23 protein-coding genes are annotated in these 21,279 nt (G+C 64.6%); 12 read left to right on the forward strand and 11 right to left on the reverse strand.

Annotated features, from left to right (window positions below; all coding sequences use genetic code 11):
• Positions 1 to 661: 661 nt before the first annotated feature.
• A complete protein-coding gene (locus tag ACK3BK_RS00985; RefSeq protein WP_186667366.1) occupies positions 662 to 925 on the reverse strand; it encodes an accessory factor UbiK family protein in 264 nt (87 codons plus the stop codon).
• A gap of 411 nt (positions 926 to 1,336) precedes the next feature.
• On the opposite strand from ACK3BK_RS00985, the gene glnK reads away from it, so the two are divergent.
• The 3 genes from glnK to sutA all read left to right on the forward strand — a co-directional run bounded on the left by glnK (position 1,337) and on the right by sutA (position 3,825).
• Positions 1,337 to 1,675 carry a P-II family nitrogen regulator gene (gene glnK / locus ACK3BK_RS00990; protein WP_002555808.1) on the forward strand — a complete coding sequence of 113 codons (339 nt, stop codon included), beginning with the start codon at positions 1,337 to 1,339 and terminating at the stop codon, positions 1,673 to 1,675.
• 47 nt (positions 1,676 to 1,722) lie between these two features.
• The gene (locus ACK3BK_RS00995; protein WP_054891597.1) at positions 1,723 to 3,057 is read left to right on the forward strand and encodes an ammonium transporter; all 1,335 of its coding nucleotides are present in this window, start codon (positions 1,723 to 1,725) and stop codon (positions 3,055 to 3,057) included.
• Between the two features lie 438 nt (positions 3,058 to 3,495).
• Complete coding sequence (sutA, locus tag ACK3BK_RS01000; protein ID WP_186667367.1) at positions 3,496 to 3,825, forward strand: transcriptional regulator SutA; 330 nt, start codon at positions 3,496 to 3,498, stop codon at positions 3,823 to 3,825.
• Positions 3,826 to 3,903: 78 nt separating this feature from the next.
• On the opposite strand, the gene ACK3BK_RS01005 is transcribed toward sutA, so the two are convergent.
• The 6 genes from ACK3BK_RS01005 to lptM are packed head-to-tail and all read right to left on the reverse strand — an operon-like array spanning position 3,904 to position 8,514.
• Complete coding sequence (locus ACK3BK_RS01005) at positions 3,904 to 4,599, reverse strand: HAD family hydrolase (RefSeq protein WP_186710914.1); 696 nt, start codon at positions 4,597 to 4,599, stop codon at positions 3,904 to 3,906.
• Entirely contained in the window at positions 4,596 to 5,495 is a 900-nt protein-coding gene (gene xerC, locus ACK3BK_RS01010; protein ID WP_186667369.1) for a tyrosine recombinase XerC, read from the reverse strand. The genes ACK3BK_RS01005 and xerC overlap by 4 nt, the downstream gene beginning before the upstream one ends.
• On the reverse strand, positions 5,495 to 6,205 hold the full coding sequence (locus tag ACK3BK_RS01015; protein ID WP_186667370.1) for a DUF484 family protein: 711 nt from the start codon (positions 6,203 to 6,205) through the stop codon (positions 5,495 to 5,497). The genes xerC and ACK3BK_RS01015 overlap by 1 nt, the downstream gene beginning before the upstream one ends.
• A gap of 13 nt (positions 6,206 to 6,218) precedes the next feature.
• A complete protein-coding gene (gene dapF, locus ACK3BK_RS01020; protein WP_186720265.1) occupies positions 6,219 to 7,049 on the reverse strand; it encodes a diaminopimelate epimerase in 831 nt (276 codons plus the stop codon).
• 4 nt (positions 7,050 to 7,053) lie between these two features.
• Entirely contained in the window at positions 7,054 to 8,301 is a 1,248-nt protein-coding gene (gene lysA / locus ACK3BK_RS01025; protein WP_186710920.1) for a diaminopimelate decarboxylase, read from the reverse strand.
• Between the two features lie 9 nt (positions 8,302 to 8,310).
• Positions 8,311 to 8,514, reverse strand: a complete 204-nt coding sequence (gene lptM, locus ACK3BK_RS01030) for an LPS translocon maturation chaperone LptM (protein WP_186667371.1) — start codon at positions 8,512 to 8,514, stop codon at positions 8,311 to 8,313.
• 211 nt (positions 8,515 to 8,725) lie between these two features.
• On the opposite strand from lptM, the gene cyaY reads away from it, so the two are divergent.
• The 3 genes from cyaY to rnk all read left to right on the forward strand — a co-directional run bounded on the left by cyaY (position 8,726) and on the right by rnk (position 9,823).
• Entirely contained in the window at positions 8,726 to 9,058 is a 333-nt protein-coding gene (gene cyaY, locus ACK3BK_RS01035) for an iron donor protein CyaY (protein WP_054891605.1), read from the forward strand.
• Position 9,059: 1 nt separating this feature from the next.
• Positions 9,060 to 9,281: a DUF1289 domain-containing protein gene (locus tag ACK3BK_RS01040; RefSeq protein WP_054891606.1), complete on the forward strand. Its 222-nt coding sequence runs from the start codon at positions 9,060 to 9,062 to the stop codon at positions 9,279 to 9,281.
• Between the two features lie 131 nt (positions 9,282 to 9,412).
• Positions 9,413 to 9,823 (forward strand): nucleoside diphosphate kinase regulator, encoded by a 411-nt coding sequence (gene rnk / locus ACK3BK_RS01045; protein WP_186667372.1) that lies wholly within the window; start codon positions 9,413 to 9,415, stop codon positions 9,821 to 9,823.
• A gap of 10 nt (positions 9,824 to 9,833) precedes the next feature.
• On the opposite strand, the gene ACK3BK_RS01050 is transcribed toward rnk, so the two are convergent.
• The 3 genes from ACK3BK_RS01050 to ACK3BK_RS01060 form a co-directional block, all read right to left on the reverse strand.
• Entirely contained in the window at positions 9,834 to 12,692 is a 2,859-nt protein-coding gene (locus tag ACK3BK_RS01050; RefSeq protein WP_411383583.1) for a class I adenylate cyclase, read from the reverse strand.
• Between the two features lie 210 nt (positions 12,693 to 12,902).
• A complete protein-coding gene (locus tag ACK3BK_RS01055; RefSeq protein WP_186667374.1) occupies positions 12,903 to 13,148 on the reverse strand; it encodes a TIGR02647 family protein in 246 nt (81 codons plus the stop codon).
• Between the two features lie 45 nt (positions 13,149 to 13,193).
• Positions 13,194 to 13,499 carry a hypothetical protein gene (locus ACK3BK_RS01060; RefSeq protein ID WP_054891610.1) on the reverse strand — a complete coding sequence of 102 codons (306 nt, stop codon included), beginning with the start codon at positions 13,497 to 13,499 and terminating at the stop codon, positions 13,194 to 13,196.
• A gap of 146 nt (positions 13,500 to 13,645) precedes the next feature.
• On the opposite strand from ACK3BK_RS01060, the gene ACK3BK_RS01065 reads away from it, so the two are divergent.
• The gene (locus tag ACK3BK_RS01065) at positions 13,646 to 14,305 is read left to right on the forward strand and encodes a glutathione S-transferase family protein (RefSeq protein WP_186667375.1); all 660 of its coding nucleotides are present in this window, start codon (positions 13,646 to 13,648) and stop codon (positions 14,303 to 14,305) included.
• Between the two features lie 85 nt (positions 14,306 to 14,390).
• Here ACK3BK_RS01065 and argH read toward each other — a convergent pair whose 3' ends face one another.
• A complete protein-coding gene (gene argH / locus ACK3BK_RS01070; RefSeq protein WP_186667376.1) occupies positions 14,391 to 15,785 on the reverse strand; it encodes an argininosuccinate lyase in 1,395 nt (464 codons plus the stop codon).
• A 311-nt stretch (positions 15,786 to 16,096) separates the two neighbouring features.
• Between argH and ACK3BK_RS01075 the strand changes: the two genes are divergently transcribed.
• From ACK3BK_RS01075 to ACK3BK_RS01095, 5 genes are all read left to right on the forward strand, one after another.
• Positions 16,097 to 16,837, forward strand: a complete 741-nt coding sequence (locus ACK3BK_RS01075) for a LytR/AlgR family response regulator transcription factor (RefSeq protein ID WP_186667377.1) — start codon at positions 16,097 to 16,099, stop codon at positions 16,835 to 16,837.
• A 116-nt stretch (positions 16,838 to 16,953) separates the two neighbouring features.
• A complete protein-coding gene (gene hemC / locus ACK3BK_RS01080) occupies positions 16,954 to 17,895 on the forward strand; it encodes a hydroxymethylbilane synthase (protein ID WP_288375910.1) in 942 nt (313 codons plus the stop codon).
• Positions 17,892 to 18,659: a uroporphyrinogen-III synthase gene (locus tag ACK3BK_RS01085; RefSeq protein WP_186711065.1), complete on the forward strand. Its 768-nt coding sequence runs from the start codon at positions 17,892 to 17,894 to the stop codon at positions 18,657 to 18,659. Before hemC ends, ACK3BK_RS01085 begins: the two co-directional genes overlap by 4 nt.
• 46 nt (positions 18,660 to 18,705) lie before the next feature.
• A complete protein-coding gene (locus tag ACK3BK_RS01090) occupies positions 18,706 to 19,806 on the forward strand; it encodes a uroporphyrinogen-III C-methyltransferase (RefSeq protein ID WP_186667380.1) in 1,101 nt (366 codons plus the stop codon).
• Positions 19,803 to 21,044 carry a heme biosynthesis protein HemY gene (locus ACK3BK_RS01095; protein WP_186667381.1) on the forward strand — a complete coding sequence of 414 codons (1,242 nt, stop codon included), beginning with the start codon at positions 19,803 to 19,805 and terminating at the stop codon, positions 21,042 to 21,044. The genes ACK3BK_RS01090 and ACK3BK_RS01095 overlap by 4 nt, the downstream gene beginning before the upstream one ends.
• Positions 21,045 to 21,279: the final 235 nt, after the last annotated feature.

Below are 21,279 nucleotides of genomic sequence, written 5' to 3' on the forward strand. Positions count from 1 at the left end.
CAGAAGTTACTGTTCTATATCAGTTGTTCAGTGGAGCGTCTGGGGGCTCAGGCGAGCGCAGAGGCGTGCCAGCAGCCCCCGTCTACCTGGAGGGTCCTGGCTGTCGTCGTGGTGCCAGTGCAGGCGCAACTGAAGTTTTCCGTGGCAGGGGTGTGCCTGCCATACGGCACGCAACTGCGGGCCGCACACGGCGGCGGAGGGTTGGGCTGGAGCGCACGGGCCACGAGGCGGCCAGGCGCGGGCCTGCAAACGCGCCAGGCAGGCGTGCAGGCGATGTGAAACGAATGACGTGAGGTTCATGAGCTTGCCTCCAACCGGCGGACACCGGCTGGGGCAAGTCACGGCGGAGCATCAGGCTCTGGCGCGGCTTGCCCGACCAGGGTGTCGGGACCGGTGTTCCGGTTCAAGTGCCTGACCGGGCCGTGCGGCGGCGGTCAGGCAGCGACTAGATACTGTGTCCATTGAATTCTTCAGTGAATGGAAAAAAGGCCCCTTTTCTCAGGGCGAGCGAACTTTATTCAAGGGTAGTATCGAAGTCAACCGGGGAGGTGAACTTTAAATAAGTTTCATCTTGTTTGAATGCTCCCTATTGTTTGTAGGAAGCGTTTGATGTTTCCGGCCGGCCTCTGCGCGGAGGCCGGCCGGATATCCCTAAGGGTGGCTAGTCCTGGGCCGGTGGCGCCATGCGCGCCTGAAGCTCGGCCACTTGCTTCTCCAGGGCTTCGAGGCGCGCGCGGGTGCGCGCCAGGACCACCATCTGGCTGTCGAATTCTTCACGGCTGACCAGGTCCAGCTTGCTGAACGCGCTCTGCATCAGGATCTTGAACTGGCTTTCGAGTTCGGCGCGCGGCTGCGCGGTGTCGCCGCTGAACAGGCGCGAGGCCTGGTCGCTCAGGGCGTCGAGAAGGGCTTTGGGCGCGAGCATGGGTCGGGTTGTTCCGTGCGTGTGAAAGGTGGGCAGTGTAGCACGGCGTATTCCGGGGACTGGATGCACACTTTTTGAGCAGCTCGCTATGACTCTATGCACCAGAATCGTGCAGCTTTCGCCGTACTGGCCATGGGCTAATCCCGAGCATTGCTCGCAAATACTTGTTTTCTGGCCTTTTGCCGGATCTGGCAAGGTTTCTGCAAAGGCCTCTGTGCGCCATGCACTGATGCAGTCCCTTGTGATCGGGCAGTGTGCAGGCGGAGCCGCAAGGGTCCCTCGTCACCCGCCGAAAACGTGCGTCGGTGGGGGAATGGAGCCGACGACGCGTTACAAAGCCAGGCGCTGCGCTTAGACTTGAGACGGGTTTGTTTTCCTGGGGCAAGTCCACCAAATCGGGAGAAGAGTTTCATGAAGCTAGTCACTGCCATCATCAAGCCGTTCAAGCTGGACGACGTGCGCGAGTCGCTGTCGGAAATCGGCGTGCAAGGCATCACCGTGACCGAAGTCAAAGGCTTCGGCCGGCAGAAAGGCCATACCGAGCTGTACCGTGGCGCCGAATACGTGGTCGATTTCCTGCCCAAGGTCAAGATCGATGTCGCCATCGATGATAAGGACCTGGACCGGGTGATCGAAGCCATCACCAAGGCGGCCAACACCGGCAAGATCGGCGACGGCAAGATCTTCGTGGTGAATCTGGAGCAGGCGATCCGCATCCGTACCGGCGAAACCGATACCGACGCGATCTAAGCGACACAACAAGCCTCACCAAACCCAAACGCCCCAGGAGAAAACAAATGACTCTGCGCAAGATCGCAGGGCTAGGAGCCCTATTGTCCCTCGTAATGCCTGGCCTTGCCCTGGCAGAGGAAGCAGCCGCCCCGGTACTGAACTCCGGCGACACCGCCTGGATGCTCACGGCCACGGCGCTGGTACTGTTCATGACCATCCCGGGCCTGGCCCTGTTCTACGGTGGCATGGTGCGCTCCAAGAACCTGCTGTCGGTGATGATGCAGTGCTTCGCCATCACCGGTCTGATCAGCATCCTGTGGGTCATCTACGGCTACAGCATCGCCTTCGATACCACCGGCATGGAAAAGGGCGTGCTCAATTTCAACTCGTTCATCGGCGGCTTCTCCAAAGCCTTCCTCGCCGGTGTGACGCCGTCTGGCCTGACCTCGGCCACCGCGCTGTTCCCTGAGGCGGTGTTCATCACCTTCCAGATGACCTTCGCCATCATCACTCCTGCACTGATCGTCGGTGCCTTCGCCGAACGCATGAAGTTCTCCGCCATGCTGGTGTTCATGGGCGTGTGGTTCACCCTGGTCTATGCGCCGATCGCGCACATGGTCTGGAGCGGTGACGGCGCACTGATGTGGGACTGGGGCGTACTGGACTTCGCGGGCGGCACCGTGGTGCACATCAACGCCGGTATCGCAGGTCTGGTGGCGTGCCTGGTACTGGGCAAGCGCAAAGGCTACCCGACCACGCCGATGGCTCCGCACAACCTCGGCTACACCCTGGTCGGCGCGGCCATGCTGTGGATCGGCTGGTTCGGCTTCAACGCAGGTTCCGCTGCAGCGGCCAACGGCACTGCCGGCATGGCCATGCTGGTGACCCAGATCGCCACCGCCGCCGCCGCGCTGGGCTGGATGTTCGCCGAGTGGATCGGCCACGGCAAACCCAGCGCCCTGGGCATCGCTTCGGGTGTGGTCGCCGGCCTGGTCGCCATCACTCCGGCTGCCGGCACCGTCGGCCCTATGGGCGCCCTGGTAATCGGCCTGGCGTCGGGTGTGATCTGCTACTTCTGCGCCACCAGCCTCAAGCGCAAGCTGGGCTACGACGACTCGCTGGATGCCTTCGGTGTGCATGGTATTGGCGGTATCGTCGGCGCGATTCTCACCGGTGTGTTCGCAGCACCGGCCCTGGGCGGCTTCGGCGCGGTCACCGATATCGGTGCGCAGGTCTGGGTCCAGGCCAAGGGCGTGATCTTCACCGTGGCCTACACCGCCATCGTCACCTACGTGATCCTCAAGGTGCTGGACGTGGTAATGGGCCTGCGGGTCAACGAAGAAGAAGAGTCGGTCGGCCTCGACCTGGCTCAGCACAACGAGCGCGGCTACAACCTGTAACCGCCCTGCAGTAAAAAACTTGCCCGGCTTGTCCGGGCATTTTTTTGCCTGATTTTTACCGTTTCGCCGATAGGCAAACGGTTTATCCGGCACGTTCGTGACGCAGGCAGAAAACTTACAGAAAAGCGGGTACTGATGGAGCTTTGTTTTTTCTCCCGGCGCGCTAGAATGCGCGCCGGAAGGGTGTTTGCAGTGCCTTCCACACACTTCGCCACGCTTTGCTAGGCTTGCCAATAGCGCAAGGCCAGCAGCGGTGGCTCAAGGATTTCGTCAGATCCCGCCAGGAGCTGGGATCTGCTGGGTGAAACGCCCTCACCAGGGGCCGTACATCCAAGGCAGTGGCCAACCCACGGCCAGTTGAATTTTCACTGGTGGCTGCCGGTCTACGGCATCACTGGTCTATAACTAACCTGCTTTTCGCAAGTCATGAGGTAGAACATGAGCGACGACGATCTGGAAAATGATGACCTCGAAGTAGGCGACGAAGACGAGGGTGATGAGGCCCTTGACGCGGCATCCGACGACGGCGCGGAAGACGCCGGCGACGACGACAGCAGCCCTGCACCTGCCGCCAAAGGCAAGTCCAAGGCGGCAGTCTCGGTAGACGAGATGCCGAGCATGGAAGCCAAGCAGAAGGAGCGCGACGCGCTGGCGCGCGCCATGGAAGAGTTCCTGGCACGCGGTGGCAAGGTCCAGGAAGTCGAGGCCAACGTGGTTGCCGATCCGCCCAAGAAGCCGGACAACAAGTACGGCAGCCGCCCTATCTGAGTGGCTGGATACAAGAAAGCCCGCCGTCGCTGCGGGCTTTTTTGTGGGTGGAATCCGACGTGCCCCGCGATAGGGCCGTCAGCGCCAGCGTGCGAGCACGTCGGGCAGTTGCGACAGGCGCTGGATCTCGGCATCCGGCGCCTGCTCGCCGGCCCAGGCCTTACCCTGGGGGTTGAACCAGATCGCGCGTAGGCCGGCGCGTTGGGCCCCTGCGATGTCGTCTCCCGGGTGATCGCCGATGTGTACCGCCGCACTGGCTTCGACCTCGCCGCGCTTGAGCGCTTCGCGGAACGGCGCCGGGTCCGGCTTGCCGATCCCCAGGTCCTCGGCGCACAGGGCGAAGCGGAAGTAGTCCGAGATCCCCAACCGCCGCACATCGGCATTGCCGTTGGTCACGACGCCCAGCACATAGTGATGGCGCAGGATCTCCAGTACCGGCTGCACTTCGGGAAACACCTCGACCTGATGCCGGGCATGCAGGAACACCTCGAAGGCTTCATTGGCAAGCTCCTGGGCGTGTTGCTCGCTGTAGCCGACGTCGGACAGTGCGTGGAACAGCACGCGCCGGCGCAGGGCGCTGATGCGGTGCTTGAGGCCCGGTTCGGCCTGCACCAGGCGTTCGCGGATGGCATACAGGTGCTCGACCGGCACACCGCCCAGGGTTGGGGCATTGGCGGCAAGCCAGTCGCGCAGTACGGTCTCGGCACTGGCGATCACCGGTGCGGTGTCCCACAGGGTGTCGTCCAGGTCGAAGGTGATCAGCTTGATACTCATGAGTCGCTGCCTTTGCTGCGTTTGGCCCGTGGATGGGCGCTGTCGTAGACGGCGGCCAGGTGCTGGAAGTCCAGGTGGGTGTAGATCTGCGTGGTGCTGATGTCGGCGTGGCCGAGCATCTCCTGTACCGCGCGCAGGTCCTGGGACGATTCGAGCAGGTGGCTGGCGAAGGAGTGGCGGAGCATGTGCGGGTGCAGGTGCTGGCCCAGTTCGCGTTCGCCGGCGACCTTGACCCGCAACTGGATGGCCCGTGGCCCCAGGCGCTTGCCTTGGCGGGTGACGAACATCGCCCCGTCGCGTGGCGCGCTGATCCCGCGCAGTTTCAGCCACGCCTGCAGCGCCTCGCGCGCCTTGCGCCCGACCGGCAGGACGCGGGCCTTGCCACCCTTGCCCTGCACCTGGACCAGCCCGCCCGCCAGGTCCAGTTGTTCGAGGTCGAGGTTGGTCAGTTCCGACAGGCGCAGGCCCGAGGAATAGAACAGTTCGAGAATGGCCTGGTCACGACGGGCGATGAAGTCGTCGTCGACGCCGCCGTCGAGCAGTTGCAGGGCGCGGTCGGTGTCGAGGGTCTTGGGCAGGCGACGCTCACCCTTGGGCGGGGTCAGGCCGTTGGCCGGGTCATGCTGGCAAAGCCCCTCACGGTTGAGGTAGCGATACAGGCCGCGCACCGCCGAAAGCAGGCGCGCCAGGCTGCGCGATGATTGGCCGTGGTGGTGCAGGCGCGCCACCAGCTGGCGCAATTGCTGGATCTGCAGGGCCTGCCAACTGGCGATGCCCTGGGTGTTGCAGAATTCGACCACCTTCTCCAGGTCGCGGCGGTAGGCCAGCTGGGTGTGCTCGGACACCTGGCGCTCGTTGCGCAGGTGCGCGCAATAAGCTTCCAGCTGGCGTTCCATCAGCGCACCGAGCGCAGCGTCTGGGTGAAGCGCGGAACCACGCGACCGAGGACTTCGGCGATGTAGGTGAGGAACAGGGTGCCGACGCTGCTCTTGTAGTGCTGCGGGTCGCGGCTGCCAATGGCCAGCACGCCGTGCAGGCCCTGGTGCTCCAGCGAGGCGACGGCACTGGAACCGACATCCTTGCGCTGGTCTTCGCCGAACAGGAAGGCCAGCTCATGCTCGCGCAGATTGCCGCTGACCGTCTTGCCGCTGCCCAGCAGGCCACCGATGGCCTGTTGCGCCTCGGCACCGCTGACCCAGCGCCCGACCGGCGCGGCGTTCTCACCGAACAGGATCAGGCTGACGAAGGGCACCTGGAACTCCTGGCGCAGGCTGTCTTCGACCGCCATCACCACCTCTTCCAGGCTGCTGGCGTCGAGCAGGTCGAGGATCAGGCGGCGGGTCTTGTCGAACAGCCGGTCGTTGTCGCGGGCCACATCCATCAATTGCGACAGGCGATGGCGCATCTCGATGTTGCGGTCGCGCAGCAGCTTGAGCTGGCGCTCCACCAGCGACACGCTGTCGCCGCGCTGGTGGGGGATGCGCTGCTCGATGAGCAGTTCGTCATGCTCGGCGAAGAAGGTTGGGTGGGCACGCAGGTAGGCGACCACCGCCTCGGCGTCGAGGTCGGCGGCTTGCTCGGGTACAACCTGTGGCTGATCGGTCATGGCGGATACTCGCTTAGAGACGAACCTGTCCTTCGTAGACGCGTACGGCCGGGCCGGTCATCAGCACCGGTTTGCCGGGGCCGGCCCATTCGATGCTCAGACGCCCGCCCGGCAGGTCGATGGACACGGGAGAATCCATCCAGCCCTGGGCGATGGCTGCTACGGCGGCGGCGCAGGCGCCGGTGCCGCAGGCCTGGGTTTCACCTGCACCGCGCTCCCATACCCGCAGGTTGGCACGGTGACGGTCGACGACCTGGATGAAGCCGGCGTTGACCCGCTGCGGGAAGCGCGGATGGTGCTCGATCTTCGGCCCCAGCTCGTGCACGGGGGCGCTGCGCACGTCATCGACGCGCAGCACCGAATGCGGGTTGCCCATGGACACCGCGGCGATCGAGTGGACCTGGCCATCGACCTCCAGTGGATAACTCAGCGCCTGCCGGTCGGCGACGAAGGGGATATCGGCCGGGATGAAGCGCGGCGGGCCCATGTCGACACAGACCTGGCCATCGTTCTGCACATCCAGCTCGATGACACCGCCTTTGGTTTCGACGCGGATGCGCTTCTTCGCGGTCAGGCGCTTGTCCAGCACGAAACGGGCGAAGCAGCGCGCGCCGTTGCCGCACTGTTCGACTTCGGAGCCGTCGGCATTGAAGATCCGGTAGCGGAAGTCCACTTCCGGATTGCTCGGCGCCTCGACGATCAGCAACTGGTCGAAGCCGATGCCGGTATGGCGGTCACCCCACTGCTTGGCATGCTTGGGCTGGATGTGCGCGTGCTGGCTGACCAGGTCCAGGACCATGAAGTCGTTGCCCAGCCCGTGCATCTTGGTGAAACGCAGCAGCATGGGTTCACTCCGGCAGCAGGCTTTCGCCGGCGAACAGTTCGGCAATGGTCTCGCGGCGGCGGACTTCGAAGGCCTGGTCGCCATCGACCAGGATTTCGGCGCAACGGCCACGGGTGTTGTAGTTCGAGCTCATGACGAAACCATAGGCGCCCGCAGACTGCACGGCCAGCAGGTCGCCTTCGGCGAGGTTCAGCTGGCGGTCCTTGGCGAGGAAGTCACCGGTTTCGCAGATCGGCCCGACCAGGTCGTAGGCACGGCCTTCGCCTTCGCGTGGCTTGACCGCGCTGACGTCCATCCAGGCCTGGTACAGCGCCGGACGGATCAGGTCGTTCATCGCCGCATCGATGATGGCGAAGTCCTTGTGCTCGGTGTGCTTGAGGTATTCGACGCGGGTCAGCAGCACGCCGCCGTTGGCGACGATGTAGCGGCCGGGCTCGAACACCAGGGCCAGGTCGCGTGCGCCGACGCGCTCGCGGATGGCCTTGATGTAGTCGGCGACCAGCGGTGGCTGTTCGTCGCGATAGCGCACGCCGACGCCGCCGCCCAGGTCGAGGTGACGCAGGTGGATACCGCAGTCGGCAAGGCGGTCGACCAGGTCGAGCAGGCGGTCGAGGGCGTCAAGGAACGGGTCGACGGTGGTCAGCTGCGAACCGATGTGGCAGTCGACACCGACCACGTCCAGGTTGGGCAACTGCGCGGCGCGCACGTAGATGGCTTCGGCATCGGCGATGGCGATACCGAACTTGTTCTCTTTGAGGCCGGTGGAAATGTACGGGTGGGTGCCAGCATCGACGTCCGGGTTGACCCGCAGCGAGACCGGGGCGACCTTGCCCATCTCGGCGGCCACCACTTGCAGGCGCTCGAGTTCGTCGGTGGATTCGACGTTGAAGCAGTGCACGCCGACTTCCAGGGCGCGGCGCATGTCTTCACGGGTCTTGCCGACGCCGGAGAACACCACGCGGTCGGCACGGCCGCCAGCGGCCAGCACACGCTCCAGTTCGCCACCGGAAACGATGTCGAAGCCTGCGCCCAGACGAGCTAGCAGGTTCAGCACGCCGAGGTTGGAGTTGGCCTTGACCGCGAAGCACACCAGGTGCTCGACCCCTTGCAGGGCGTCGGTGTAGCTACGGAACTGGCCCTCGATGTGGGCGCGCGAGTAGACGTAGGTGGGGGTGCCGAAACGTTCGGCAATGGCCGACAGGGCCACGCCTTCCGCGAACAGTTCACCGTCGCGGTAGTTGAATGCGTCCATTGGATTTCCTTACTGCGCTGGCGACTGCTCGGGCAGCGATTCTTCGTCTTGCGGGGCGGCCTTGGCCGGCTGCGCGTGCTGGTGCGACGACTTGCGTGCGCTCTTGCCGTCCTTGCCGTCTTCAGGCAGGTACAGGGGGCCTTTCTGACCGCAGGCCGAAACGAGGCAGGCTACAGCGACCAGCGCCGCAATGGAGGAAATCAGGCGCTTCATGGGTGAAATCCTTTGAAATAAGCAGTATTGCGCCCGAGTATACCGAGCGACCGCCGGATTGCCTATGCAAGGGCCGGTCCGTCGGGCGGGCCAGGCTTGCTGGTTACGAGGGTTGGGCTAGGTGCTGCCGGTCGCTAGTCTTTGCAATCAGCGCCCAGCGGTCGTATCGTGCCCGGCTTGCGTGTGTGCAGCCATTTTCGAGGTTCCTGCAATGAGTTTGAGCGAAGCGCGTTTCCACGACCTGGTCGACGCGACCCAACAGGCCCTGGAGGATCTGTTCGACGAGACCGACCTGGACCTGGACATGGAAAACTCCGCCGGTGTCCTGACGATCAAGTTCGACAACGGCAGCCAACTGATCTTCAGCCGCCAGGAGCCGCTGCGTCAGCTGTGGCTGGCCGATCGCTCGGGCGGTTTCCACTTCGACTATGACGAAGAGAGCGGCAAGTGGGTCTGCGAGAAGAGCGAAGAACTGCTCGGCGAGATGCTCGAGCGCATCGTCTGGGAGCGGGTCGGCGAGAAGCTGGACTTCGACGAGATCTGAGATGAGCGAGCAACCGCGGCCGCCCAAGCCGCTCTACAGCAATGTCAGCCCGGCCGTGCCTTCGCCGTGCATCAGCGTCTGCCGTCTCGACGAGCGCCGTGTCTGCACTGGATGCATGCGTCATGTGGAGCATATCCGCGAATGGCGTTCGGCCGATGACGAGCGGCGGCGGCAGATCTGCCGCGAGGCCGACGCACTGAGGGCTTCGACGCCACAGGCTTGAGTATTTGCCCGGCTGTGGTAGTGTCAGTCCGGTACTGGCCGCGCCAGAAGCATTCTCAAACCCCGCCCTTGGGCGGGGTTTTGCTTTATCTACAGCTTGAAATACTTCGTTGAAAGGAGTCTGACTGGACCATGAGCACCAAGCCTTCCCTCATCCTCACCCGACTGGACGTGCAGCGTCTTGAGCGTCTGCTCGACAGCCTCGACGAAAGCACGCCGGGTGTGCTCGCCCTGCAGGACGAGCTGGACCGCGCCGAACAGGTGGTCGGCCACGAGGAGGTCCCGGCGGGCGTGGTGACCATGAACTCGCGCGTGCACTGCCGCGAGGAAGCCACCGGCAAGGATTATCACCTGACCTTGGTCTACCCGAAGGATGCAGGCGGGGAAGGCAACGTCTCGATCCTCGCACCGATCGGTTGCGCGCTGCTCGGCCTGTCGGTGGGCGACCAGATCGACTGGCCGGCGCCAGGCGGCAAGACGCTCAAGCTCAAGCTGCTCGCCGTGGAATACCAGCCTGAAGCGGCAGGTGATTTCGATCTCTGAACGGCATCAGCTACAAACAAGCCTGTAGCTGCTCCAGCCCATCATTGAGCGACTGCTCCAGTTCGCGCTTGTAGCGCAGGAACAGCACCGTCGAGCCCTGTTCGTCCTCGAGCAGCTCGGACAGGTCCAGGTCGGTGATGTAGCAGCGGTAGTTCCCGGCGCTGCGGCGCTGGCGGAGAATCTGCCGGGCGACCACGGCATACAGCTGGTCGCCGTGATCGAGCTGGGAAAACTCCTGCTGGTCGCAATACAGCGTGACATGCACGTCATCCCCCGCGCCTGCCTGGAGAATCGCCTGCACTTCGTAGTACGGCTGGCCGCTCGCGACCTGTGGCGCGGGCCGAGGCTCCAGGGCACGGCATTTGCCTGGGCCGTTGGGCAGTAGCTGGTAGTAGAGGATGTCCAGCGCGGCCTGTTGCAGGCTGTCGAGCGGCAACTGGGCATCGCGGCGCACCACCACCGACTGCAGGAAGCGTTGCAGGGGCAGCAGCAGGTGGCTTTCGTCCTGCAGTGGCAGCCGCTGCTGCCAGAGTGCGTTGTATTCGTCGAGTACGTAGAGCTCGGCCCAGCCTTCGTGCAGGCGATAGAACACCTGGATGCAGCCCGCTTGACCCTGTTCCAGCACCAGTGGCAGGTCGTGGTCCTGCAGGGCATTGGCGTCCAGGTACAGCGGGCTGTACTGGCTGCGCTCCTCGCCGAGGTGGGCGAGCACGGCATCCTGATCGTCCAGGGTGGTCAGGCTGACCTGGCCAGGCACCAGGTCCAGCACATGGGTGTGCTGCGCCACTTGCAGCAGGTAGCGGTGGTTCAGGCCCTGATCCAGCAGCAACTGCACGGTCTCGAAGATGTCCTCGACGCGCTGGGCGATCGCTTGCGCACGGTTGTGGCAGAAACAGCGCACCCGTAGCCGTGGACGCTGCGTGCGCGGTCCCTGGCTGTTGAGGAAGTCACGCAGGCAGCGCATCAGCGCGTGCTCGCCGTCGTAGCGCTGCACCAGCACTTCGTTCCAGCTGTTCAGGGTGATCTGGTCGAAGGTCAGCACCAGGTTTTCGCGCACCCCGGCATAGCTCAGCGAGTCGGTGCGCTCGGTGGTCATCAGGATGTTCAGGTCGCGGTGATGACGCAGCGGGTCGATGCCAACGTTGACCAGCAGCAGGATCTCGTCGGCCACGCTGGGTTGCAGCAGGCGGATTTCGCTGACGGTTTCCAGCGGTAGCGCGATGGTCTGCTGCAGGCTGCCGAGCAGGTTGAACAGCTCGAACTCGCTCAGGTCGCTGACACCGGGGTGCAGGGCCAGACGTGTGCTGCTGTCGATCACGCCGTTGCGGTGTGCCCAGGTCAGCAGTTCGAGCAGCTCGCGGCAGCGTTTGATCGGGCTGAAATGCTCCCACTCGTGCACGCCCAGGTTGCCGTTGTACAGGCCCCAGTGGTGGGTGCCCGGCTCCTTGCGGTTGGGCGACTGGACGAGGGTGAGGGTATCTTCGGCGATGTCCGGGGCGATGCCCGGGTTGATCACCTCGATCTTGCCGGCGCGGCGCTCGAAGGCCGCGTACAGGCGCCGACCCAGCACGTTGAGGTCGCGTTGATCGGCGCGGCTACTGGCGCTCTGGTCGCGTGCGAACTGGCTGAGGAAGCGGTAGCTGTAGTTCAGCTCGGCCACCAGCTCGCGACGCTCGACCGCCACCTGGCGGACCTTCCACTGGCTGCGGCTGTCGAGCAGCGCCAGTTGGCGCTCGTCCCAGCCCCACTCGTCGGTCAGGCGCTCCAGGAGCTGGCGCTGCCAGCCGGTGCTGCGCGTGCGGGGCAGGGCGCTGAGCTTCTTGTTGACCTTCAGGTAGAGGCTGCGCCGCACCAGCTCCAGGCGTGCATGTTCGCCACGGCGCTGCAGGTACTGCTCGATGCGGCGGTAGACCATGACATATGGGTCCAGCTCGTCGAGGTCCAGGCGGTTGGCGAACACCGCGCGCTTGTAGTCCAGGCTCAGGCAGCGTACCTCGGGGTGTTCGCTGGCGTAGACCTCGGTCAGCAGCAGCTTGAGCAGCGACTTGTAGGGCGAGTCGATGCCCTTGAACAGTTGCCACAGCCCTGCGCCGACGAACTCCCCGGGCGGGATGTGTGCGAGGTGGCCGAGGTCAAGGTCGTCCTGGGCGCGAATGAAGCGCTTGGACAGCAGCGTCTGGGTGTAGGCGTGGTAGTTGTGCTCTTCGTAGACCGGCACCAGCCACCACAGCGGCGTGCGTCCGGCCAGCCAGATCGCCGTGCGATAGAACTCGTCGAGCAGCAGGTAATGCTGGGTGGTGCCGCAGTCGTCGGAGCTGAGCTGGCTGTCGCGTTCGCCCTGGACAAAGCCCTGGGGCTCGATCAGGAAGAAATGCGCCTCGGCGCCCTGGGTGGCGGCCCAGGCTTCGAGCAACTGGCATTTGCGCCGCAGCTCGGCCAGGGCGCCTTCGCCAATGCCCGGTGCATGACAGACCCACAGGTCCATGTCGCTTTGCTCGGCCTGGGCCAGGGTGCCGAGGCTGCCCATGAGGAACAGGCCATGAATCGGCCGTGGCGGGTTGCCGTGGCGGGCCTTGTAGGTGAACGACCGGGTCAGACGCTGGGCTTCGGCCAGCAGCTCGGCGTCCGGCTCGAAGCCCGAGACGCCCGCAGGCGTGCTGCCTGACACATAGCCCGGCAGCAGCGGATGATTGACGTGGAAGAACAGCGGCAGCAGCGTCAGTACCTGCTGCTGGCGGCTGGAGAGCCCTTCCTTGGCCCGCGCGAGACGGCCCTCGTTCAGCTGTAGAAAGCGCCCACGCAGGGTCGACAGCACCTTGCGGTCGATACCTTCGTGCAGATCGGGGCGGATTTCATGGGGGTGGTTCATGACGCACTCAGGCAGGCCGGGGGAGCATCGGCGAGTTTAGCCTGAGTGGCGAGGTCGGATAAGAGGGTGAGTGGCATTTTGACGCCATTTTTCCAGCGCCTTAGGGGTGTGGTGTCTTTATGGGCCTCATCGCGGGACAAGTCGGAGCGCCGAACCGCCGCTCCCACAGGGTACGGCGCTCCGACTTGTCCCGCGATGAGGCCGTTACAGTTACGCAGGCTGTGGGCTTTTCAGAACATTCAACAGCAACTGCACGCTCTCCACCGCATCGTGGCCCAGGCTGGTCAGGTAACCACCGTCTGGCTGGTCGGTCAGTTGCTTGGCATGCAGGCGTTTGGCCGCGGCGACCAGCGCTGGCGAGGCATTGGCGTGAATCTTGATCCCTTCCTGGCTGCTGTCGAGGTTGAACAGCGCAAGGACTTCCAGTTCGGCGATCAATTCGGGGGTGAAGGACATGAGCGACTCCTGACTTCCAGACAAGGACGGAAGTCAGGAGTGTAGTCAGGCTTCGTCGTCGTCGCCTTGATTTGCCTCAGGTGGCAATTCCGGCAGGGCGCGCAGGGCATTTTCGTACCACTCGGTATCGAATGCGCGATCCTCGGTGAGCAACGCGTCGATCTCGATGGCCAGCACGTGGGCCATGAGGTTGAGGATGTCCTCGCGCTCGTAGCCGACCAGGGTCAGCTTGTTGAAGGTAGCCTTGGCGGCAGGCGGATTGCCGCTCTCGATCTGGTTCTCGATGGCCTGGGTCAGCGTCGCCTCGGCGAATTCTTCGTCGTCGTTTTCGATGTCGGTTGGTTCGCTCATGGCGCTACTCCTGTGATGAAAGCGACAGTGTGCCATGCCTGTGTCGGCAATGCCCGGTCATCGACGCGCGCCATGATGCTGGTCAGGGGATGGCCAGGCGGCTATAACAGCCAGGCCAACCCCTTACGGCCTGGAGGCTGTCGTTCATGCTCAAGCTCTACGGATTCGCGGTCAGCAACTACTACAACATGGTCAAGCTGGCCCTGCTGGAAAAAGGCGTGCCCTTCGAGGAGGTGCCGTTCGTTTCCGGGCAGACGCCCGAGGTGCTGGCTGTCAGCCCGCGTGGCAAGGTTCCGGTGCTGGGAACCGAACACGGCTTTCTCAGCGAGACAAACGTGATCCTCGATTACATCGAGCAGACCCACCCCGAGCATCCGCTGCTGCCCAGTGATGCATTCGGGCAGGCCAAGGTGCGTGAGCTGCTCAAAGAGATCGAGCTGTACATCGAACTGCCGGCACGTACCTGCTACGCCGAAGCGTTCTTCGGTACGGCGGTGGAGCCGCTGGTCAAGGAGCGAGCGCGCAGCGAGCTGCTGGCAGGTTTTGCCACGCTCAAGCGCAACGGCAAGTTCGCGCCTTATGTCGCTGGCGAAAAGCTGACCCTGGCTGACCTGATGTTCTGCTTCTCGGTCGACCTGGCGTGTGCGGTAGGCAAGAAGGTGCTGGGGATCGATTTCCTGGCGGACTTCCCCCAGGCAGCGGCGCTGTTGGGGAAGCTGCGCGAGCATCCGCACATGGCGCGGATCGTGGCGGACAAGGAGGCGGCGATGCCGAAGTTCATGGAGATGGTGCGGAACAAGCGGTGATTGGAAGAGGGGCCGCTGCGCGGCCCATCGCGGCGCAAGGCCGCTCCCACAGGGGGCGAGGTGTCCTGTGGGAGCGGCCTTGTGCTTAGCGCGAAGCCAGCAGCGCCTTGCCGCGTGCCACCGCTGCACGCACCTGCGCCGGCGCGGTGCCGCCGATGTGGTTGCGCGCGTTCACCGAGCCTTCCAGGGTGAGTACGGCAAACACGTCCTGTTCGATCTGGTCGCTGAACTGACGCAGTTCCTCCAGGCTCATCTCGGCCAGATCCTTGCCGGTGTCGACGCCATACTTCACGGCGTGACCGACAATCTCGTGGCAGTCACGGAAGGGCAGGCCACGGCGCACCAGGTAGTCGGCAAGGTCGGTGGCGGTGGAGAAACCACGCAGCGCCGCTTCACGCATGATGGCGTGCTTGGGCTTGATCGCCGGGATCATGTCGGCAAAGGCACGCAGCGAGTCGCGCAGGGTGTCGGCGGCGTCGAACAGCGGTTCCTTGTCTTCCTGGTTATCCTTGTTGTAGGCCAGCGGCTGGCCTTTCATCAGCGTGAGCAGGCCGGTCAGGGCGCCGAACACGCGGCCGGTCTTGCCACGCACCAGCTCCGGGACATCCGGGTTCTTCTTCTGCGGCATGATCGAACTGCCGGTGCAGAAACGATCAGGCAGGTCGATGAACTGGAACTGCGCGCTCGTCCACAGCACCAGCTCTTCGGAGAAGCGCGACAGGTGCATCATCGCCACGCTGGCGGCCGCACAGAATTCGATGGCGAAGTCACGGTCCGAGACGCCGTCCAGCGAGTTGCCGGCCACGGCTTCGAAGCCCAGCAGCTTGCAGGTCAGCTCACGGTCGATCGGGTAGGTGGTGCCGGCCAGCGCCGCGCTGCCCAGTGGCATGCGGTTGGCGCGCTTGCGGCAGTCGACCAGGCGCTCGTAGTCGCGGCTGAGCATTTCGAACCAGGCCAGCAGATGGTGGCCGAAGGTCACCGGCTGGGCGGTCTGCAGGTGGGTGAAGCCGGGCATGACGGTTTCGGCTTCGCGCTCGGCCTGTTCCAGCAGACCCTGCTGCAGGCGGGTGATCTCGCCCAGGATCAGGTCGATTTCGTCACGCAGCCACAGGCGGATGTCGGTGGCGACCTGGTCGTTGCGGCTGCGGCCGGTGTGCAGCTTCTTGCCAGTGATGCCGATGCGGTCGGTCAGGCGGGCCTCGATGTTCATGTGCACGTCTTCGAGGTCGACACGCCAGTCGAACTGGCCCGCTTCGATTTCACCCTGGATGGTCTTCAGGCCATCGATGATGGTGTCGCGCTCGGCGTCGGAGAGTACGCCGACCTGCGCCAGCATGGTGGCGTGGGCGATCGAACCCATGATGTCGTGACGGTACAGGCGCTTGTCGAAATCGACCGAGGCGGTGAAACGGGCGACGAAGGCGTCGACGGGCTCACTGAAGCGGCCGCCCCAGGACTGGTTGGTCTTGTCGGTGCTCATGGATCCACTCATAGAAGGCGTGAATGAAAAAGTGGCGCCGATCATAGCAGGGTTGGGCTTCGCTAAGCAGGGCGCCGGTCGCGAGAAAATTGCCAGTGTACGCAGGGTGGGCGGGCGCCACAGGATATTCAACGATTGAACGGCAGTGTTCCACGGACCGTCTACAGTTGGACAGAGGACTGGCAGCGATTCTGCCAGACCAGTGAATCTTTGGCCTTCGCATGGGTCTGTAGCGTGACCGTTACAACGGTCACCGACTCCTGTCTACGCTTGTACCCACTGCGAGACTCACTCAGGAATCCAGCGCAATTATGAATGTCCTGATCGTTGATGATGAACCCCAGGCCCGCGAGCGCCTGAGCCGACTGCTCGGTGAACTCGAGGGCTATACGGTGCTTGAGCCCAGCGCCACCAATGGCGAGGAGGCCCTGGCGCTGATCGACAGCCTCAAACCCGATGTCGTCCTGCTGGACACCCGCATGCCGGGCCTCGATGGCTTGCAGGTGGCAGCACGCCTGTGCGAACGCGAGGCGCCACCGGCGCTGGTGTTCTGCCTCGATGACGACGAGCAGGAGGCGTTCAGCCACAGTGCCCTCAGCCATGTCGGCCGCACGACCCAGCCCCAGGCCCTGCGCGATGCCCTGCGCAAGGCGGAAAAGCCCAACCGCACCCAGCTCGCCGCCCTGACCCGTCCGGCCAACGAAGGCGGAGGCGGCCCGCGCAGCCATATCAGTGCGCGAACGCGCAAGGGTATCGAGCTGATTCCCCTGCCCCAGGTGATCTACTTCATTGCCGACCACAAGTACGTGACCCTGCGTCACGAGTCAGGCGAAGTGCTGCTGGACGAGCCGCTGAAATCGCTGGAAGACGAATTCGGCGAGCGTTTCGTGCGTATCCATCGCAACGCCCTGGTGGCCCGTGAACGTATCGAGCGCCTGCAGCGCACGCCGTTGGGGCATTTCCAGCTGTTTCTCAAAGGCCTTGACGGTGATGCCCTGACCGTCAGCCGTCGACATGTGGCCGGCGTACGCAAGATGATGCAGACGCTCTGACCGAGGCGAATGACGGCTGCTGCCAGGGATGGCCGGGCCAGGTGATGACCTGGATCTGCTAGCGAGGCTGGGGGAACTGTTATCATCGGCGGCATTTCTCTGCTTCGGGGCGTTAAATGTCCACTCGCGAAATCCGCATTGCCACCCGTAAAAGTGCCCTGGCCCTGTGGCAGGCCGACTATGTCAAAGCTCGCCTTGAGCAGGCCCATCCGGGCCTGGTCGTGACCCTGGTGCCAATGGTCAGCCGCGGCGACAAGCTGCTCGACTCGCCCCTGGCGAAAATCGGCGGCAAGGGGCTGTTCGTCAAGGAGCTGGAAACCGCCCTGCTCGACAACGAAGCCGATATCGCCGTGCATTCGATGAAGGACGTGCCCATGGACTTCCCCGAAGGTCTGGGCCTGTATTGCATCTGCGAGCGTGAAGACCCGCGCGACGCTTTCGTTTCCAACACCTTCGACAGCCTCGAGGCGCTGCCGGCCGGCAGCGTCGTCGGCACCTCCAGCCTGCGCCGCCAGGCCCAGTTGCTGGCGCGTCGCCCTGATCTGAAGATCCAGTTCCTGCGCGGCAACGTCAACACGCGCCTGGCCAAGCTCGATGCGGGGGAGTACGACGCCATCATCCTCGCTGCAGCGGGCCTGATCCGCCTGGGCTTCGAAGACCGCATCACCTCCAGCATCAGTGTCGATGACAGCCTGCCGGCCGGCGGCCAGGGCGCTGTCGGCATCGAGTGTCGCAGCGCTGACCACGAGATCCACGCCCTGCTGGCGCCGCTCAACCATCCCGATACCGCTGACCGCGTGAAGGCCGAGCGGGCGATGAACAAGCACCTCAACGGCGGCTGCCAAGTGCCGATCGCCTGCTATGCCGTGCTCGAAGGCGATCAGTTGTGGCTGCGTGGCCTGGTCGGCCAGCCCAGCGGCGGGACGTTACTGATGGCGGATGCCCGCGCCTCGCGTGCCGACGCCGAAACCCTGGGCGTGCAGGTGGCCGAGGACCTGCTGGGGCAGGGCGCCGAGGCGATCCTCAAGGATGTCTACGGCGAGGCGGGCCATCCGTGAGCGACTGGCGCCTGCTGCTGACCCGCCCCGAAGAGGAGTGCGCGGCTTTGGCGCAGAGCCTGGCGGCTGCTGGAATCGCCAGCAGCCGCTTGCCCTTGCTGGCGATCGACCCGCTGGCCCTGGATCGAACGGCCCAGGCGAGACTGGGTGGCATCGATCAGTACCAGGCGATCATCGTCGTGAGCAAGCCAGCGGCGCGTCTGCTGCTTGAGCGGCTCGCCGACAAGGGCATCAAGCCGCCGCCCCAGGGCTGGTTCACCGTGGGGGAGGCGACGGCGCGCATTCTCCAGGCCGCCCATCTGCAGGTGACTTTCCCTACAGAGGGTGATGATAGCGAGGCCTTGCTCGGCCTGTCTGTCCTGCGAGAGGCTATCGCGCTTCCTACAGCACGCGTCCTGATTGCCCGTGGTGTTGGTGGTCGTGAATGGCTGGCCGAGCGTCTTGGTGAGCAAGGTGCTAGTGTCGATTATCTGGAACTGTATGAACGTCGCCTGCCGGATTATCCCCCAGGCAGCCTGATGCGCCGGATCCAAGCGGAACGCTTGAACGGGCTGGTGGTCAGCAGTGGGCAGGGCTTCGAACACCTGCTCCAGCTGGCCGGTGCGGATTGGCCGCGTCTGGCGGGGCTTGCGCTGTTCGTGCCAAGCCCGCGCGTGGCCGAACAGGCCAGGGCGGCAGGCGCCCAACAGGTTGTGGATTGCCGTGGCGCGAGCGCCGCGGCCTTGCTGGCAGCCGTGCAGCGCAGCGCTGCACCTGCCTCCTAAGGCGTCGAGCGGATTGCGACGACGCCCCCATGCAAAGGATGGATACGTGAGCGAGACTGTCTTGTCCAACAACGAACAACCTTCGGCGCTCGATGCGCCGCAGACTCCCGTCGAGCAGCCGGCCAAGCGCGCCGGCAATGGCCTGGCCCTGCTGGCGCTGTTGATCGGCGCAGCCGGTGTGGCCGTCGGTGGTTGGGGCGCATGGCAGGTGCACCAGCTGCAAGGCAGCGAGCAGGGCCAGGGTGAGCATATCGAGGCGCTGAACCAGCGCGCCGAAGCGCTGCAGCAACGCCAGCAGCAGTTCGGCTCGCAACTGGCGACCCTGCCCGCAGCCAGCGAACTCGAAGACCGCCGTCGGCTGGTTGCACAGTTGCAGAGTGACCAGCAAAGGCTCAGCCAGCGCCTGGAAACCGTGCTTGGCGAAAGCCGCAAGGAGTGGCGTCTGGCTGAGGCCGAGCATCTGTTGCGCCTGGCTACCCTGCGCCTGTCGGCACTGCAGGACATCGCCAGCGCCAAGGCGCTGGTCGAAGGTGCCGACGAGATCCTGCGCGAGCAGAGCGACCCAGGTGCCTTCGCGGCGCGCGAGCAACTGGCGCGCAGCCTGGCGACGCTCAACAGCACCCAGCAACCCGACCGTACCGGGTTGTTCCTCAAGCTCGCCGCCCAGCGCGAGCAGGTACAGCAACTGAGTGCCCAGTCACCGGAGTTCAACAGCGATGCCGACGCCCTTGGTGCGCTGACCGCCGACGGCGATGGTGCGAGCCGCCTGTCCCGGTGGTGGGCAGAGATTTCCAAGTATTTCCAGATCGATTTCGACGCCGACCAGAACGTGCGTCCGCTGCTGGCCGGGCAATCGCTCAACCAGCTGCGCCTCGCGCTGAGCCTCACCATCGAGCAGGCCCAGTGGGCGGCGCTCAATGGCCAGGCCAAGGTCTACAGCCAGGCGCTGGACGATGCGCGCAGCGTGCTGCTGGCCAACTTCAACCCGGACAACCCGCAGAGCAAGGCCATGCTCGACAGCCTCAACGCACTGGCCGAGCAGCCCGTCTCGGTGGTGGTGCCTGACCTGAGCGAAAGCCTCGCCGCCGTGCAGGCCTATATCCAGCGGCGCCATCTGCCGGCCGAAGGCGAAGGGGGCAAGCCATGAAGCGTGTCTACCTGCTGGCAGTGTTGGCGATCGTCATCGCCGCGGCCTTGGGTGTGGCCATCGCCAAGCACAGTGGCTACGTGCTGATCGCCTATGGTGGCTTCCGTTACCAATCAGGGCTGTGGGCGGCGTTCGCGGCACTGGTGGTGCTGGTGCTGGCGCTGCTGTTGCTGCGTTACGTGGTTGGCCTGGTGCTGGCGTCCAGCGGGGTGGTCAACCCTTGGTCACGGCGCAATCGCAGCCGGCGGGTGCGTGTCGCCATCGAGCAGGGCCAACTGGACCTCGCCGAGGGTCGCTGGGCCAGTGCCCAACGCCACCTGCACCGCGCCGCCGAAGCCGAGCGCCAACCCTTGCTCTACTACCTCGGCGCTGCCCGTGCGGCCAACGAGCAGGGGCGCACCGAAGACAGCGACAACCTGCTCGAACGTGCCCTGGAGCGTCAGCCCCAGGCGGAGCTGGGCATCGCCCTGACCCATGCGCAGTTGCAGATGGACCGCGGCGACAGCGACGGTGCCCTGGAAACCCTGCTGGCGATGCAGGCGCGGCACCCGCACAACGCCCAGGTGCTGCGCTTGCTGCAGCGTCTGCACCGCGAGCGTGGTGACTGGCCGGCGTTGATTCGCCTGCTGCCGGATCTGCGCAAGGGCAAGGTGCTGCCGGGCAACGAGCTGGCCGAACTGGAGCAGCGTGCCTGGGGCCAGAACCTGACACTGGCCGCAACCCGCGGCGAGGACTCTCAAGCCGCCCGCCAATCGCTGGAGCGCGCCTGGCAACAGCTTACCTCGGCCCAGCGCCAGGAGCCGCAGTTGGTGCTGGCCTATGCCGAGCAACTGCGCCAGGTTGGCGCCCAGGGTGACGCCGAGCAGGTGTTGCGTACCGCATTGAAGCGTCAGTTCGAAAGCCACCTGGCGCGCCTTTATGGCCTGGTACGTGGCGATGACCCGGCGCGCCAGTTGCAGACGGCCGAAGGCTGGCTCAAGGATCATCCGCAAGACCCCAGCCTGCTGCTTACCCTGGGGCGCCTGAGCCTGCAGAACCGCCTGTGGGGCAAGGCGCGTGACTACCTCGAAAGCAGCCTGCGCATGGAGCGCAACCCGGAAACCTGCGCCGAGCTTGCGCGGCTGTTGGCCGGGCTGGGCGAGACCGAGCGCAGCAACCAGCTGTTCCAGGAGGGCCTTGGCCTGCTTGACGAGCGCTTGCTGGCCTTGCCGCTGCCTGAGGGTGTGCACGCGTCCTGAGTTCGCCAGGGCGTTGCGTAGCCCGACAGCAACACAAGGCAGCGCCCGCTGCAGGTGCTGTCTTGTGTTGCTATCGGGCACATCCGATTGGTGTTTCCCCTGGCAGTGGTAGGACAGTATCTGCGCAGTGGCTGACCTTCGGATATGTCCTACCAAGATTAGAAAACTTTCCCTTCCAATCAGCGATTTGTCCCCACTGTAGCAACTTGAAACAGCGATCCTCTTTCCTCTACCG

This window comes from Pseudomonas sp. L7, assembly GCF_046605565.1.
Classification (GTDB): Bacteria; Pseudomonadota; Gammaproteobacteria; order Pseudomonadales; family Pseudomonadaceae; genus Aquipseudomonas; species Aquipseudomonas wayambapalatensis.